Source organism: Chryseolinea sp. H1M3-3, from assembly GCF_029360725.1.
GTDB lineage: Bacteria > Bacteroidota > Bacteroidia > Cytophagales > Cyclobacteriaceae > Chryseolinea.
In genome coordinates this window covers 736,675-751,963 of sequence record NZ_JARKMY010000001.1, presented here as the reverse complement: position 1 = coordinate 751,963, position 15,289 = coordinate 736,675, and the positions used below count along the sequence as shown (strand labels likewise).

The following is a 15,289-nucleotide window of genomic DNA, read 5'->3' as shown; positions in this document are numbered from 1 at the left end:
CTATTATGAGCTTAATCGAAAGCATTCATGCCAGGCAAATTCTTGACAGTCGTGGTAATCCAACAATAGAAGTTGATGTGGTAACTGAATCCGGTGCATTTGGACGTGCAGCTGTCCCCTCTGGTGCGTCTACCGGCACGCATGAGGCTGTAGAACTTCGCGATGGCGATAAAAATAAGTTTTTAGGTAAAGGAGTTTTGAAAGCTGTGGCAAATGTTAATACTAAGATTGCTGCTGAAGTTGTAGGCTTCAATGTGTTTGATCAAAACTTGATCGACAAGATCATGATTGAATTGGATGGCACTCCGAACAAGGGAAAGTTAGGAGCGAATGCAATCCTAGGAACTTCTTTGGCTGTTGCAAAGGCAGCTGCCGTTGAGGCAGGCATGCCGTTGTATCGTTATATCGGAGGAGTGAGTGCGAACACGCTGCCGGTTCCGATGATGAATATTTTGAACGGCGGAAGCCATGCAGATAATGCTATCGACTTTCAGGAATTTATGGTAATGCCAGTAGGGGCAAGTTCGTTTTCGGAAGCTCTGCAGTGGGGTGCTGAAATATTTCATACATTAAAAAAAGTATTGCACGATAAAGGACTATCTACTAATGTTGGTGACGAAGGTGGATTTGCTCCAAATCTTGCTTCTAACGAAGAGGCTATCGAAGTAGTAATGAAAGCGATTGAGAAAGCCGGGTATAAACCAGGCTCTGATGTTTTCATTGCATTGGATCCCGCTGCCTCCGAATTCTATGACGCGAAAGCGAAAGTATATCACTTTAAAAAATCCTCAGGCAAGAAACTTAAGCCTCTTGAAATGGCTGAGTACTGGACCAATTGGGCAAAGAAGTATCCGATAATTTCGTTGGAGGACGGTATGGCGGAAGATGATTGGACTGGGTGGAAGGCACTGACAGATAGTATAGGAAGCAAAGTACAATTGGTTGGCGACGATCTTTTTGTAACGAATGTAGACCGGCTTCAAAAAGGTATCGATGATGGCGTTGCCAACGCTATCCTTATCAAAGTAAATCAGATAGGTTCCCTCACAGAAACAATTGATGCCGTGAACCTTGCCAAACGTAATTCTTATAAAAGCATCATGTCGCATCGCTCAGGCGAAACAGAAGACAATACGATTGCTGACTTAGCCGTGGCATTAAACACAGGTCAAATCAAGACTGGATCAGCTTCACGTTCGGATAGAATGGCAAAATATAACCAGCTTATTCGTATCGAAGAGGAGTTAGGTGAAGTTGCTTACTTCCCTGGAAAGAAAATGTAAAACTAAAAACGTATTTAATAAGGCCAGAGCAACACGCTCTGGCTTTTTTCGTTTCTAATCAAGTCAGTATTTCTAAAACTAATCGGGTTACAGTGGTGCTTCTGGTTTTTTTATATCTTAGTATCACTTTTTGAACTTATGCTGAAAAAACTGCCCAAGCCTGTCCGTAACTTTTATGTTGTTTCCATCGTGATATTCCTGATGTGGATGCTCTTGTTGGACTCCAACAATCTTATTGCCAGATTCCAATTGAGTTCGAAGCTGAACGCTTTGGAAAATGAAAAGGAATACTATCAGGATAAGATAAAAGAAGTGGAGAAAGATCACGATGAATTATTTGGTGATAATGAATCGTTGGAAAAATTTGCCCGGGAGAAATACCTGATGAAAAAAGAAAAAGAGGATATCTATATCGTCGTTGAAAAATAGCATATGATGTTTCGCATTGGGTTTTTTCTGCTCTGCTTATTGTGCTGTATCACAGGCTTTGGCCAAGGTGAAGCCAATAGCTTGAAGGATGTTCCATTTAAAGAAAGAATCGTTACCGGTGGGGGATTTGGTCTTTCATTTGGCAACGTTCAGGATTTCGTGTCGGTATCTCCCATGATCGGTTACCGGGTTACTGCTAAACTTATTGCGGGTACAGGATTTACCTATCGATATACGAATTATAAAATAGTACGCCCTTCTATAAAGTTAAATGACTACGGGATCAATCCTTTTTTAAGGTTCACCGTCTACAAGAATATTTTTATTCAAACAGAATACGAATACCTGAATTATGAATATCCAATTACATCAAGAGAAACATTTCGGAGAGATTTCAATAGCTTTTTAGCAGGTGGCGGTTTTGTTCAGCCAATAGGGCAGAAGCTTTCATTATATATTATGGCCCTTTATAACTTCTCCTACACCGCTTCTCAAAGAGGGTATTCACCATATGACAGCCCTTTGATCATTCGAGCCGGTATCAATATTGGTAACCTTGGCTTTTAGAATTTCAAACTAAAACTCGCGGCCAGTTCCTTTAAATCCTCAACAACTTTTGGATTAACCGGAATACCAAGCTGCAACCTTTCTTCTTCCATTTCACGCTCTGGATCCCCAGGGATAATCAAATGATCCTCGCCCTCAATGGTCTTCGCCGTTCTGAATCGGGAGATCCAATTGTCCATGTGACTTTTAAACTCCTTCGCCGGACGAAAAGCGTCCACGCGCATGGCCCCCACGAAATGTCCGATCCCTTCGCCCACCGGATCATTCGGAGGTTCAAGAAAAGCAACGAAGGGCGGGACCCAAGGACCGTAATTTGCTCCTGATAATACCGCTGAAAAAATATCTACCCAGGCGCCTAAACAAAAACCTTTATGGCTACCATGCTCACGATCACTTCCTAAGGGAATAAGGGCACCTCCACTCTTAGTTTCATTGGGATCTGTAGATGGTTTTCCATCTTTTGTTTGTACCCAGCCGACAGGTGCCGCAAGATTTTTGCGTTGCAGAATTTCCAATTTTCCATTTGCCGCCGTGGTGGTGGCAAAGTCCGCTACAAATGCAGGTTGCTTATCTGCCGGAATGGCAACGGCAATTGGATTTGTTCCCAACAATCTTTCGATAGAAAATGTCGGAGCTACCAAAGGACTGGCATTCGTCATTGCCATGCCAATCATATCATGTTCTAAAGCCATCATGGCATGATAACCTGCTATTCCAAAATGATTTGAGTTTTTTACTGCTACCCACCCCGTACCTGCTTGCTTTGCTTTTTTGATGGCAATATTCATTGCAGCGGGAGCAACTACCAGACCTAAGCCACTATCGCCATCTACCACGGCTGTGCTAGGCGTCTCGTGCACAATCCGAACCTGTGGTGTACTATTCACGCGCTTCTTGTTCCAAAGTCTGACGTAACCTGAGAGCCGTGCAATTCCATGCGAGTCGATGCCTCGTAAATCTGCCTTTAAAAGTACTTCTGTGGCTAAGATAGCTTGTTGCAACGGGCACCCTATCTTTTCAAAAACTGATAAAGCAAAATCTCGCAGGTATTGGTATTTGTAAATTGGATCAGTCATAGCTCCAAAGATACAAATCAATTGATTGTTGAGCCTTCCGGACGCAAGCCGCAGAGAAAGAAAACTTAGAGAATTTTGATAGAAGGTTGAGGAGATATCAGTGCTGCTAAAACACCCTCTTTAAGGGAATAAGATGAAACGCGGAGCCGATCGATTGGGTGCTTGGAAAGTATGTAATGAACCAGACAACACGCCACAACAATCATGTCCACACGCATTTCTATCATACCTGGAATACTCAAGCGTTCTTCGCGGTTTTTACGTGTCAGTTCTTTATGGATTTCGTAAAAGCCTTCCAATGTTAAAGGAGTTTCAGGTTGCTCCTCATGTTTAGTTATGTCGTTTTTATAACAATACATATCACTGAACGTATCAAAGGCTCCAGAGGCTCCTATGAGGACACGTGTTGGATGTCTTTGTAATGCACTAATTAATGGGCCCAGCTTAGTTTCAAAATGGTCATTGAGATTTTGAATTTCTTGAATCGTGATCGGGTCATTTTTATGAAATTTTTCAAGTAACCTTTGTGCTCCAATTTCAAAACTTTCTTTCCAAAAAATCTCTGTATCATTTCCCAAGATGCACTCGACACTTCCTCCGCCAATATCAACTATTAACGAAGGTTCATTGCTCATGTCAAGGGAATATTTGACACCGTGATAAATCAATTCCGCTTCCATATCGCCCGAAATTACGGCCGCCTGAATACCCGTCTTCAATTTTATCTTGTCAAGTACGTCTGCGGAATTTTTTGCATTGCGTAATGCACTTGTCCCAAAAGCATAAACATTAGTTACACCTTGCCGATCAATCTCCGACTTGAAATGCTGCATGGCAACGAGCGCTCTCTCAATACCCTCAAGAGTGATATAACCCTCGTTAATCCCTCCTTTGCCAATCTTCACCGCTATTCTCTCTCGATGAACAATTATATACTGACCGGTTTCGCCTTCCACCGCTAAGAGTAAGTGAAAGGTATTTGTTCCCATGTCGATTATTGCAATTTTCTTATTCATCTTATAGGGCGTTCAAGTTACAAATTTTGGAAACTGTGCCAAGTCTGCACCTTCTTCACGTTAGTCTTACTTAGAATCGGTTTTCGATTATATTTATCCATCAAATAACGAGGGCATGAACAAACGAACTTCTAAAGATCAGATACTACAATCCAAATTTGAGGAATTGGAGAAAAAGAATGATGAATCCTTGTTGGGTGGAGGAGAAAATAGAATTGAACAACAGCACAAAAAAGGAAAACTGACAGCAAGAGAACGTGTTCATCTTTTGCTGGATGAAGGATCCTTTGAAGAACTTGGAAAATTTGTAATGCATCGTTGCAAAGATTTTGGATTAGAAAAAGAATACTATTTAGGCGACGGCGTAGTTACCGGGTATGGTACTGTTAATGGCAGGCTGGTTTATATATTTTCACAGGACTTTACAGTTTTTGGCGGATCACTTTCTGAGACCCATGCAGAAAAAATCGTTAAAATCATGGAGCTTGCCATGCAGAATGGTGCGCCTTTAATTGGGCTCAATGATTCTGGTGGAGCGCGGATCCAAGAAGGTGTTTTGTCACTGGGTGGATATGCGGATATTTTTTACAGGAACACATTAGCGTCAGGCGTCATTCCTCAAATTTCTGCAATCATGGGACCCTGTGCGGGTGGCGCGGTTTATTCGCCTGCGATAACGGATTTTATTTTTATGGTAGAACAAACATCTTTTATGTTTGTGACTGGTCCAAACGTTGTAAAAACTGTAACACATGAAAATGTTACAGCAGAAGAACTTGGAGGAGCGCTAGCCCATAGCACCAAAAGTGGGGTGACTCACTTTGCTTGTGCGAATGAAGTTGAATGCATAAAGCAAATCAAAACATTACTCAGTTACATCCCACAAAACTGTGAAGACGATGCTCCCCCATTATCGTACGCTTCTAACGAGGATGAGTTAAGACCTGCGCTAAATGATATCATACCTGCCAACCCGAATCAGCCGTATGATATGCGGGATGTAATCAGTGAAGTTGTAGATGCCGGAAGTTTTTTTGAGGTCCATAAGAATTTTGCTGAAAATATTGTAGTTGGTTTTGCGCGACTCGGTGGAAGAAGCATCGGTGTCGTGGGGAATCAGCCGGCCTCTCTTGCAGGCGTATTGGATATTCACTCCAGCGTAAAAGGCGCTCGCTTCGTAAGGTTTTGTGACTGCTTCAACATTCCATTATTGGTACTAGAAGATGTACCGGGATTTTTGCCCGGCACCGATCAGGAGTGGAATGCGATTATTACAAATGGTGCCAAACTGCTATTTGCATTTTCGGAAGCGACTGTACCCCGCGTCACAGTGATCACGAGGAAAGCTTATGGGGGGGCATATGATGTGATGAACTCGAAACACATTGGAGCAGACTTGAACTATGCGTGGCCTTCAGCGGAAATTGCTGTTATGGGAGCAAAGGGCGCTGCGGAAATTATTTTCAAAAAAGAAATTTCGGAAGCGGCTAACCCTTCTGAGAAATTGAACGAAAAAGTTGATGAGTACACACGAAAATTCGCGAATCCTTATCGCGCTGCACATCGCGGATACATCGATGAGGTGATCTATCCTGATGAAACGCGACAGAAACTTATCCGGGCCTTTAAGATGCTCGAAAATAAAGTCGCTAAATTGCCCAGGAAAAAACACGGAAATATTCCCTTATAAACAATCGATTATTTATGGATAAAAAAAGCAAACAATTTCTTTACGAGTACTTAAATAATGCTTCTCCGACAGGTTTTGAGTCGTCTGGCCAAAAAATATGGTTAGATTATATTAAGCCTTACATCAACCAACACATCGTGGATGTATATGGGTCGGTTGTTGGAATCATCAATCCAAAGGCTTCGTATAAAGTTGTAATTGAAGCACACGCCGATGAGATATCCTGGTTTGTAAACTATATCACTGAGGAAGGCTACATCTATGTTCGCAGAAATGGCGGATCAGATCACCAAATAGCACCTTCGAAAAGAGTTAATATTCACACCGATAAAGGAATCGTAAAGGGTGTATTTGGTTGGCCCGCAATTCACGTGCGTGACGCAGCCCGTGAAGAACCTCCAACACTTAAGAATATCTTTATCGACATTGGAGCGGAGTCCAAAAAAGAGGTGGACGCCATGGGTGTGCACGTTGGCTGTGTTATCACATTCGAGGACGAGCTCATGGAAATGAACAATAAGTGGCTTGTTGGTCGTGCCTTGGATAATCGAATGGGAGGCTTCATGATTGCGGAAGTAGCCCGTAGATTAAGCGAGAACAAAAAGAAATTGCCTTTTGCACTTTATGTCGTGAATGCTGTGCAGGAAGAAATCGGACTTCGGGGCGCCGAAATGATTTCACGTAGAATCAAACCGGACGTAGCGATATGCACGGACGTTACACACGACACACAATCTCCTATGTATAATAAAAAGGAAAGCGGTAATTTAAAAAGTGGTGCAGGACCTGTGCTATGTTATGGCCCTGCAGTACAGACCAACGTTCTCAAAATGGTAATTGAAACGGCCCAAAAAAGGAAAATTCCTTTCCAACGACAAGCGGTTTCAAGGTCTACCGGAACCGATACAGATTCTTTCGCTTATTCGTCCGAGGGGGTGGCTTCTGCCCTCATTTCCTTGCCGCTGAAATATATGCATACTACCGTGGAAATGGTTCATAAAGAGGATGTTGAGAACGTCATTAACCTGATGTACGAGTTCGTTCTTCAACTAAAATCGGGTCATGATTTCCGCTACTTAAAATAGAAACCGGACATTGTTTTATCCCTAAAATTGGTGTGGCGCAACAACCTTCGCATGATAGTTGCGGAGGGTGTTGCGGTTCAAAAAACTAAAACCAATACCAGTTTAACTTATGAAGAAGATTAAAGTACTAATTGTAGCCGCGCTCTTGATCAGCGGAAATGCTTTCTCACAAGAAAGACCTGTCCATGAGGTATATTCAATGATGGTCTTCAATTTTACGAAGTACGTTCAATGGCCAGACCATGCGGCCTCTGGCGAATTTGTTATTGGCGTCGTGGGAAATACTGATATCTACAATACGCTGAACGGATGGTACGGAGGTAAGCCGCGCGGTTCCAAAACTTATATTATAAAGAAATTCAATTCTGTGGCCGAAGTAACGGACTGCCACGTACTCTATATAGATAAGTCAAAGAGCGGGGACTTTGACGCTGCAAATGCCAAGGTAAAGGGAAAAGGAACATTGGTAATAACTGATAAGAGTGGCCTCGCTGAAAAAGGCAGCGCTATAAACTTCAAAACCGTAGACAATAAGCTTAAGTTTGAATTAAACCAAAAAGCAATTGAAGCTTCGAATCTAAAGGTTTCGGGTGCTTTATCCTCAATGGCTATTTTAATCTAAGAGAAACCCATATTAAGTTAAGAGGCCGTGGAGTTTAACTCCGCGGCCTCTTTGCTTTTAAGTCCAATCAATAAGCTGCGATCACAAATATGGACTTCTGACAAGTTTAACTCCTGCATAGCGCGGTACACACATGGCACATTAATTAAGCGCTTCTCAAAACGGTCTCGTCATAGGCCCAAAACAGGAAAAATATCCGAGCATGTGTCGCGTGTAATTGAATCCTAAATCGCTAAAACTCATTATTCAGGCTGATTTCGAAGAATCTGATCCCTTAGTGATTTTGGCAAATGGATTCGCATGGAAGTTGTATAAACAGTTTCGTTACTTAATCAACCGACCATAGTTTTTATGAAAAAAATTAAAATCCTCACAGTCGCCGCCCTCTTAGTTAGCAGTGGTGTGTTTGCACAAGAAAGACCTGTACATGAAGTTTATTCAATGATGGTTTTCAACTTTACGAAATATGTTCAATGGCCTGATCACGCTACTTCAGGAGAATTTGTAATTGGCGTAGTTGGAAATAATGAAATATACAATACCCTCAATGGATGGTATGGTGGCAAGCCACGCGGCTCAAAAACTTATATCATTAAAAAATTTAATTCGGCCTCAGAAGTCACAGATTGTCATGTGCTCTACATTGATAAGTCCAAAAGCTCAGATTTTGAGACAGTTAACGAGAAAGTAAAGGGTAAAGGCACACTGGTTATTACAGATAAAAGTGGCCTTGGCGAACGCGGCAGCGGAATTAATTTCAAAACAGTAGATAATAAATTAAAATTTGAATTGAACCAGAAAGCTATTGAAACGTCCAATTTGAAGGTTTCTGGGGCACTTTCTTCAATGGCAATAATAATTTAACGGGGTTGTTTGAGAAGCCTCGGAGGTTACACTCCGGGGTTTTTTCAGGATTAAGAAGTAAATCTTAAATGGAGCCAAAATTTTTTAATCTATGAAGAAATCAATCTTTTTAATGCTCATGGTAGCAGCAACAACGGTAACTGCCCAGGACAGACCCACACATGAAATTCACGCGGCTATGCTGTTCAACTTTATCAAGTATGTGCAGTGGCCAAATGAAGGTGAACCTGGTGAATTTGTTGTAGGAGTAATTGGAGATGACAATGTTTTCAATACGCTTTCGCAATGGTATAACGGTAAGCCTAAGGGAAGTAAGAAGTATGTGATCAAAAAGCTTACTTCTGCAGATGAAAGTTCAACTTGTCAAGTAGTTTATGTTGGTAAGTCGAAAAACAAAGAATTCGAAAATATTAAAAGTAGTATCGAAGGAAAATCAATCTTAACCATTACAGATGGAAATGGATTGGGTCAGAAGGGAAGCTGCATCAACTTCAAAGTTATCGATGGCAAATTGAAATTTGAATTGAATCAGGCGACTTTAACAGGTTCTAACCTTAAAGTGTCTACTCAATTGAGCAGTATGGCAATCTTGATATAGTTTTTAATTTAATGAAAAGATATTGATCCCAATAAAAAGAATACGCGAAAGGCGATTCAACTTGAGGGATAACGATACACGCACAGGGTCATAAAGTTTTTACAGAGAGGGTCTTTTCTTTATGTTATATCCTGTGCGTTTTTTTTTGAACTGATTTTTCTAAAGATATACGTGCAGAGCTGCGAAGTTTTTACATGAGAGGGTCTTTTCTTTGTGTGCTCTGTACGTTTTTTTTCTTCTCTTGCTGACAAATTCTGAATGGAGATCTAACATTGTCAAGCACAGCAATGAATCAACGCAATCCCAATTGCTTTCTTTCAAACAAACTCCTAGAAATCCAAGTTTGAATTTTATTGTGAGTTTTCACTTCGGCACTGCATCGGATTTTGGTTGGATGACGAAACCCACAGTTTTCATATCATTCCAAAAGTTAGGATATGACTTCCTGACCACATCGGGCCTTTCTATTTCAACGTCCATTAATGTTGCTAAAGGAGCGAACGCCATCGCCATTCGATGATCTTTATAAGTCAAGAAAGATGCCGACTTGGGCAAGGCTTTAGAAGGTATTAACGTCCAATGCTCAGTATCCTCTTCTACCAATGACGCTCCAATTTTAGCCAGTTCATGCTGTAGCGCACTGATTCTATCTGTTTCTTTTATTCGCAAACTTTCCAAACCTGTGAAATGACCTATGACGTTTTTCCCAGCGCAAATGACAGCCACAGTTTGAGCTAGATCGGGGCAATGTGTAAAATCCCAATGAAGTTCTTTTTCGCTTTCGTTTTTGGACAAATACAATAAACCGTCATCAAAACGACTTTTGACCCCGAGTGTATTCATGATTTTTACAATAGCGCTATCGCCTTGCAAAGAATTACTTAACAACTTCGGAAGTTTTATCTCCGCTTTTTCTGCCAATGCTGTAAAAGCAAACCAATAACTCGCAGCAGACCAATCTGACTCCACGGTGAAAGGTACCGGTGTATATTTCTGAGGAGTAATGTTTATTTCACTAGCCAAAACGTTGGTTTCAACACCAAAGTGTTTCATTAAGGAAGCGGTCATTTCTATGTACGGGCGACTTCCAACCTTACCTTCAAGAATGAGCTTCAAACCGTTTGGCATAAGCGGTGCAACCATCATAAGAGCAGATATGTACTGACTGCTGACATCACCGCGGATGCGAATCGTATTTGTTTTCTGCCCTGTAAATTTCTTTACCTCGTGAGGAGGGAAACCTTCTTTTTCAAGATATTCTATTTCTGCACCCAGATTTTTTAATGCATCAACAAGAATTCCAATAGGGCGTTCCTTCATCCGGGCTGTGCCTGTCAGAATTTTTTGCTGATTGGTCACTGAAAAGTATGCAGTAAGAAACCGCATGGTCGTACCAGCGTCTTCCACATCAATTATTTTTTCACTTGCATTGACAAGGCGCAACATAAGCTGTGTGTCGTTTGCATCAGAAAGATTATGGAGTTCTGATTTTCCGCCTGCCAGTGCGTTAATGATAAGCGCCCTGTTGCTAATGCTTTTTGAAGCCGGCAACAAAGACGCTTCCCCTTGCAAAACAGACGTTCGTTTGATTTCAATTGATGTATCCAACTTCGTAAAAGGTTTTGACCGGCAAATTACAGTTTGTAAAACATTTTTGTTTAAATTAAGTGGAACATTTACGTTCGATTTAAAGTTAGAGGAAGGGTATGAATACAACAGGAAAAATTGCCATTAGCGTAAGTCTTGCATCAAGCTTTATACTAGCCGCATGGTTGCTTACCGGAGAAAGAAAAGTAAAAACTAAAGACTTTGTCTCCAAAAAGGCTGAAAGTATAAAGGGGGCACTTAAGTCTGATAGAATTTATTTTTCTGAGTTGGATGAGTATTATATCTGAAGCATTCGATAGAATGATAAAGCTTCTTTCACCGACTCAATACTGATCTCACAATCCCATTTTGCTTTCCCTATTCCCTCGAGGAGAACGCACAGTATCTTATTACCTCTGTTCTTTTTGTCTTGAACCGTTAGCTGGGCAATAGCCTCCAACTCTTCATTTGCAATTGTCACCTTTCCATAATTTTCCAGGATAAATTTGCAGATTTCTTTAAACTCGTCACCACTTATAAAGCCCTGAGTTTTGGCAATATACCCTTCCGTAATCAGGCCAACAGCAATAGCCTCTCCGTGCAATATTCTTCTTTCTTGCCCTAAAAGATAACTTTCCAATGCGTGGCCAATTGTATGACCTGCATTCAAGATTTTTCGTAATCCCTTTTCTTTAGGATCTTCTGTAGTTACCCAAGCTTTAAATTCAACGGAATGCCTGATGAGCTTCTTCCAATCCTGATCCGTTATCTTCTTTGAAGCGACTTCCTCCCACATACTTTTATCCGATATCAGGGTGTGTTTAATGATCTCGGCAAAACCTGATCTTAGTTCTGCCGTTGGAAGTGTTTTAAGAAAGCCATCAAATAATAAGGTCAGTGCCGGTTTTTGAAAGACGCCGATATGATTTTTAAAGTGGTCAAAATCAATCCCAAGTTTTCCGCCGATACTTGCATCCACCTGGGCCAATAGGGTAGTAGGTACAAGGATAAAGTCAATGCCTCGTTTATAAGTTGCAGCACAAAAGCCCCCCATGTCGCCCAACACGCCGCCTCCCAACACCAGCATGCATGCATGGCGATCGAGTGCATGTTCGGTCATCGCTTCCCAGATTTTAACTGATGTACCAATATTTTTTTCAGATTCGCCGCTTCCTACTTGAATTATAAAATGAGGAGGAAGTGCAGTTTGAATTAATGGGTAGCAATCTCGCTTTGTGTTTTCATCAACCAATACAACCATGTTGCTGTATTGTTTTTTCGCCAAGAAATCCTGCAAGTCTTGAGTCAGATTGCTAGATAACAAAATGTTGTCCGGGAGCATTAAAGTTTATTAATCTTCGAAAGTTATTAAAAACTCATCAAAAGCAATTTTCATTAATGCTACCGAAGTGGATTCCAACTATATTTATGCTGACCTAAACGTATGGATGCAGTACCAACAATCTCCTTTGAGGATACGTCAGTTGCCTTTAGTTATAAGTCAGATGCGGCATTAAAAAAGGCAAACTTTATTTTTAGCCTGATCAATCACCCGTGGATCTCAGCCGTGGCTGTGAATGCTGTAAAAATGGCGTTAACATTGAAGCTACCGGTGGAAAGCATCATCCGCAAAACGGTATTTTCACAATTCTGCGGAGGTGAAAGTATTGAGGAAAGCAAAAATACAATCACTCAAATCGGTAATTACGGCGTGAGGACCATATTGGATTACTCCGTGGAAGGAGAAAAATCTGAAGCGGGTTTCGATGCCACCATGAATGAAATCATTCGAACGATTGAGACCGCCCACCTCTCGAAGAATATTCCGTTTTCCGTTTTTAAAGTAACAGGAATTGCCTCAGCAGAATTGTTGGAAAAGATTCAAAAGAAAACTTCTCTTTCTGAGGGCGAGCTTCAGGCATTTCAACGGATTAAAGAACGTGTTAATAATATCTGCGCAAAAGCGCATGCTTATATGTTGCCTGTGCTGATAGATGCAGAAGAAACATGGATCCAGAATTCCATAGATGCCTTGGCCTATGAAATGATGGAAAAATATAATAAACAGCGTGCAATCGTTTTTAATACTTTTCAATTTTACCGTGTTGCCTCACCCAAAAATTTGCGTGACGCCTACCATAATGCTACAATGCATGATTATTATTTAGGTGCAAAATTGGTTCGTGGCGCTTATATGGAGAAGGAGCGGGAACGTGCAAAAGATTTTAATTATCCGAGTCCGATATTTGAAAATAAGGATACTACTGATCAAGCATTTAACGAGGCGTTGCGTTTTTGTATTAACCATAAGCAGAGAATCGCCGTGATGTGTGGATCTCACAATGAATACAGCAATTATTATCTGACCGTTTTGATGGAAAAGCATAGCATGGCAAATAATGACAGCCGCGTTTGGTTCTCTCAACTGTTAGGGATGAGTGATAATATTTCCTTTAATCTGGCCACTGCCGGGTATAACGTTGCTAAGTACGTTCCTTATGGTCCTGTGCGGTCCGTCATGCCTTACCTTTTCAGGAGAGCGGAAGAGAATACATCGGTGGCAGGTCAAAGCAGTCGCGAATTGACGTTAATTCAAAAAGAAATAAAAAGAAGACGGTCAGCATCACGCAAGTGATCCGATCGTGATATTCTCTAAAAAGCCATCAATCTTCTGATTCGGTTTTTCCCTCTCCCTAATTCACGTATTTTTGCCAAAATTTTGAATTATGCATTTGAGTGAGCAGGAGATTATCCGCAGAAAAAGCCTGGAAGAATTTGCTAAACTTGGAATCAATCCATATCCGGCAGATTTATTTGAAGTGAATGCTTCCGCCCGCGAGATCCTGGAAAATTATGAGCGACAAAAAAGTGACTACCGGCAGATTTCTATTGCTGGCAGAATCATGAGTCGGAGAATCATGGGCAATGCTTCTTTTGCTGAGTTGCAGGATGAAACAGGCCGCATCCAAATTTATATCAAGCGGGATGATCTCTGCCCAGGGGATGACAAAACACTTTACAATACAGTATTCAAAAAGCTTATAGACATTGGAGATATTGTCGGTGTGAAAGGTTATGGCTTTACAACTCAAACGGGAGAGATTTCTATCCATGTCACCAGTTTAACGGTTCTTTCAAAGTCTTTGCGTCCACTTCCTGTCGTCAAGGAAACGGTAGATGATAAAGGAAACGTAACTCGACATGATGCGTTTACCGACCCCGAACAGCGTTACAGGATGCGATATGTCGACCTGGTTGTAAATCCGCATGTAAGGGAGACCTTCGTCAAACGGACGCAATTGGTCAATTCCATGCGTCAATATCTTAACGCAAAAGGTTATCTGGAAGTAGAGACACCGATTTTACAACCGTTGTACGGAGGTGCAGCGGCACGTCCCTTCAAGACTCATCACAACACCCTAGACATGACGTTGTATTTGCGTATCGCCAATGAGTTGTACCTCAAACGTCTTATCGTCGGTGGCTTTAATGGTGTATACGAGTTTTCTAAAGATTTCAGGAATGAAGGAATGTCGCGCTTTCACAATCCGGAGTTCACGCAAATTGAACTTTATGTTGCCTATAAAGACTATCACTGGATGATGGAACTTGTAGAAGAAATGATTGAAAGGGCGGCGCTCGAATTGCACGGAAAAACACAGGTAAAAGTAGGCGATAAAATCATTGACTTTAAACGCCCCTGGAAGCGGTACACCATGTTTGAAGCTATTCAGCATTTTACGGGCATCGACATTTCTGAAATGGATGAAGAAGCCCTTAAAAAAACTTGTAATGAACTCCAGGTTCCAATGGACAATACGATGGGAAAAGGCAAACTAATCGATCAGATTTTTGGTGAAAAATGTGAACCTCATCTGATCCAGCCTACCTTCATTACCGATTATCCTGTTGAAATGTCACCGCTTGCAAAAAAACACCGGAGTAAGCCAGGATTGGTAGAACGCTTCGAGGCAATTTGCAACAGCAAGGAAATTGCCAACGCCTTCAGTGAATTAAACGATCCGATTGATCAGCGGCAACGGTTCGAGGAACAGTTGGAACTAGGCAAGCGGGGCGACGAAGAAGCTATGACACTGGACGAAGATTTTTTACGCGCGCTTGAATTTGGTATGCCGCCAACGGCAGGGCTGGGTATTGGAATTGACCGGCTGAGCATGATCATGACCAATTCACCCTCCATTCAGGATGTGCTCTTCTTTCCCCAAATGAAACCTGAAAATCCGGTTGCCCACATGACCGAAAATGATTTTGAAAGCCTCGGGGTAAGAAGTGATTTGGTTCCGATACTTCAAAAATTAGGTATTACCTCTAAAGCGCAATTGAAAGAAATGAAAGCCTCAAAACTTTTTAACGATGTTTGTGGCTTACGGAAAAAAATGAAGCTCGATAACGTCAAGAATCCTACCATGGAAGAGGTGGAAGGGTGGTTGAAATAATATGGAGAGGCGTAA

Annotated in this window: 15 protein-coding genes; 11 read left to right on the top strand and 4 right to left on the bottom strand. The window is 41.5% G+C overall.

Annotated features, from left to right (window positions below; translation table 11 throughout):
- Nucleotides 1-5 precede the first annotated feature (5 nt).
- The 3 genes from eno to P2W71_RS03115 all read left to right on the top strand — a co-directional run bounded on the left by eno (nt 6) and on the right by P2W71_RS03115 (nt 2,279).
- Entirely contained in the window at nt 6-1,283 is a 1,278-nt protein-coding gene (gene eno, locus P2W71_RS03125; protein WP_276366901.1) for a phosphopyruvate hydratase, read from the top strand.
- Between the two features lie 138 nt (nt 1,284-1,421).
- Nucleotides 1,422-1,712, top strand: a complete 291-nt coding sequence (locus P2W71_RS03120; protein WP_276366899.1) for a septum formation initiator family protein — start codon at nt 1,422-1,424, stop codon at nt 1,710-1,712.
- A 3-nt stretch (nt 1,713-1,715) separates the two neighbouring features.
- Nucleotides 1,716-2,279, top strand: coding sequence for a hypothetical protein (locus P2W71_RS03115; RefSeq protein WP_276366896.1), 564 nt, complete (start codon nt 1,716-1,718; stop codon nt 2,277-2,279).
- On the opposite strand, the gene P2W71_RS03110 is transcribed toward P2W71_RS03115, so the two are convergent.
- The gene (locus tag P2W71_RS03110) at nt 2,276-3,355 is read right to left on the bottom strand and encodes an Ldh family oxidoreductase (RefSeq protein ID WP_276366893.1); all 1,080 of its coding nucleotides are present in this window, start codon (nt 3,353-3,355) and stop codon (nt 2,276-2,278) included. The two genes, P2W71_RS03115 and P2W71_RS03110, sit on opposite strands and share 4 nt — an antisense overlap.
- Before the next feature lie 65 nt (nt 3,356-3,420).
- Complete coding sequence (locus P2W71_RS03105; RefSeq protein WP_276366890.1) at nt 3,421-4,371, bottom strand: exopolyphosphatase; 951 nt, start codon at nt 4,369-4,371, stop codon at nt 3,421-3,423.
- 115 nt (nt 4,372-4,486) lie between these two features.
- Here P2W71_RS03105 and P2W71_RS03100 point away from each other — a divergent pair, with 115 nt between their 5' ends.
- From P2W71_RS03100 to P2W71_RS03080, 5 genes are all read left to right on the top strand, one after another.
- A complete protein-coding gene (locus P2W71_RS03100; RefSeq protein ID WP_276366888.1) occupies nt 4,487-6,061 on the top strand; it encodes an acyl-CoA carboxylase subunit beta in 1,575 nt (524 codons plus the stop codon).
- A 14-nt stretch (nt 6,062-6,075) separates the two neighbouring features.
- Nucleotides 6,076-7,146, top strand: coding sequence for a M42 family metallopeptidase (locus P2W71_RS03095; protein ID WP_276366886.1), 1,071 nt, complete (start codon nt 6,076-6,078; stop codon nt 7,144-7,146).
- Nucleotides 7,147-7,255: 109 nt separating this feature from the next.
- On the top strand, nt 7,256-7,768 hold the full coding sequence (locus tag P2W71_RS03090; protein WP_276366884.1) for a YfiR family protein: 513 nt from the start codon (nt 7,256-7,258) through the stop codon (nt 7,766-7,768).
- Nucleotides 7,769-8,119: 351 nt separating this feature from the next.
- On the top strand, nt 8,120-8,632 hold the full coding sequence (locus P2W71_RS03085; RefSeq protein ID WP_276366882.1) for a YfiR family protein: 513 nt from the start codon (nt 8,120-8,122) through the stop codon (nt 8,630-8,632).
- A 91-nt stretch (nt 8,633-8,723) separates the two neighbouring features.
- Complete coding sequence (locus P2W71_RS03080) at nt 8,724-9,230, top strand: YfiR family protein (RefSeq protein WP_276366881.1); 507 nt, start codon at nt 8,724-8,726, stop codon at nt 9,228-9,230.
- Between the two features lie 363 nt (nt 9,231-9,593).
- Here the strand turns inward: P2W71_RS03080 and P2W71_RS03075 are convergent, their stop codons facing one another.
- Nucleotides 9,594-10,838, bottom strand: a complete 1,245-nt coding sequence (locus P2W71_RS03075; RefSeq protein ID WP_276366879.1) for a 3-phosphoshikimate 1-carboxyvinyltransferase — start codon at nt 10,836-10,838, stop codon at nt 9,594-9,596.
- A gap of 98 nt (nt 10,839-10,936) precedes the next feature.
- Between P2W71_RS03075 and P2W71_RS03070 the strand changes: the two genes are divergently transcribed.
- Nucleotides 10,937-11,125, top strand: a complete 189-nt coding sequence (locus P2W71_RS03070; protein WP_276366877.1) for a hypothetical protein — start codon at nt 10,937-10,939, stop codon at nt 11,123-11,125.
- Here P2W71_RS03070 and aroB read toward each other — a convergent pair.
- Nucleotides 11,116-12,159, bottom strand: a complete 1,044-nt coding sequence (gene aroB, locus P2W71_RS03065; RefSeq protein WP_276366875.1) for a 3-dehydroquinate synthase — start codon at nt 12,157-12,159, stop codon at nt 11,116-11,118. The two genes, P2W71_RS03070 and aroB, sit on opposite strands and share 10 nt — an antisense overlap.
- A gap of 102 nt (nt 12,160-12,261) precedes the next feature.
- Here aroB and P2W71_RS03060 point away from each other — a divergent pair, with 102 nt between their 5' ends.
- Complete coding sequence (locus P2W71_RS03060; protein ID WP_276366873.1) at nt 12,262-13,452, top strand: proline dehydrogenase family protein; 1,191 nt, start codon at nt 12,262-12,264, stop codon at nt 13,450-13,452.
- 91 nt (nt 13,453-13,543) lie between these two features.
- On the top strand, nt 13,544-15,274 hold the full coding sequence (gene lysS, locus P2W71_RS03055; protein ID WP_276366870.1) for a lysine--tRNA ligase: 1,731 nt from the start codon (nt 13,544-13,546) through the stop codon (nt 15,272-15,274).
- The last annotated feature ends 15 nt before the right edge of the window (nt 15,275-15,289 follow it).

What these genes read in the sequence shown, in the direction of transcription:
- eno (WP_276366901.1), top strand. Translation starts at nt 6, where the DNA reads ATGAGCTTAATCGAAAGCATTCATGCCAGGCAAATTCTTGACAGTCGT.
- P2W71_RS03120 (WP_276366899.1), top strand. Translation starts at nt 1,422, where the DNA reads ATGCTGAAAAAACTGCCCAAGCCTGTCCGTAACTTTTATGTTGTTTCC.
- P2W71_RS03115 (WP_276366896.1), top strand. Translation starts at nt 1,716, where the DNA reads ATGATGTTTCGCATTGGGTTTTTTCTGCTCTGCTTATTGTGCTGTATC.
- P2W71_RS03110 (WP_276366893.1), bottom strand. Translation starts at nt 3,355, where the DNA reads ATGACTGATCCAATTTACAAATACCAATACCTGCGAGATTTTGCTTTA.
- P2W71_RS03105 (WP_276366890.1), bottom strand. Translation starts at nt 4,371, where the DNA reads ATGAATAAGAAAATTGCAATAATCGACATGGGAACAAATACCTTTCAC.
- P2W71_RS03100 (WP_276366888.1), top strand. Translation starts at nt 4,487, where the DNA reads ATGAACAAACGAACTTCTAAAGATCAGATACTACAATCCAAATTTGAG.
- P2W71_RS03095 (WP_276366886.1), top strand. Translation starts at nt 6,076, where the DNA reads ATGGATAAAAAAAGCAAACAATTTCTTTACGAGTACTTAAATAATGCT.
- P2W71_RS03090 (WP_276366884.1), top strand. Translation starts at nt 7,256, where the DNA reads ATGAAGAAGATTAAAGTACTAATTGTAGCCGCGCTCTTGATCAGCGGA.
- P2W71_RS03085 (WP_276366882.1), top strand. Translation starts at nt 8,120, where the DNA reads ATGAAAAAAATTAAAATCCTCACAGTCGCCGCCCTCTTAGTTAGCAGT.
- P2W71_RS03080 (WP_276366881.1), top strand. Translation starts at nt 8,724, where the DNA reads ATGAAGAAATCAATCTTTTTAATGCTCATGGTAGCAGCAACAACGGTA.
- P2W71_RS03070 (WP_276366877.1), top strand. Translation starts at nt 10,937, where the DNA reads ATGAATACAACAGGAAAAATTGCCATTAGCGTAAGTCTTGCATCAAGC.
- aroB (WP_276366875.1), bottom strand. Translation starts at nt 12,159, where the DNA reads ATGCTCCCGGACAACATTTTGTTATCTAGCAATCTGACTCAAGACTTG.
- P2W71_RS03060 (WP_276366873.1), top strand. Translation starts at nt 12,262, where the DNA reads ATGGATGCAGTACCAACAATCTCCTTTGAGGATACGTCAGTTGCCTTT.
- lysS (WP_276366870.1), top strand. Translation starts at nt 13,544, where the DNA reads ATGCATTTGAGTGAGCAGGAGATTATCCGCAGAAAAAGCCTGGAAGAA.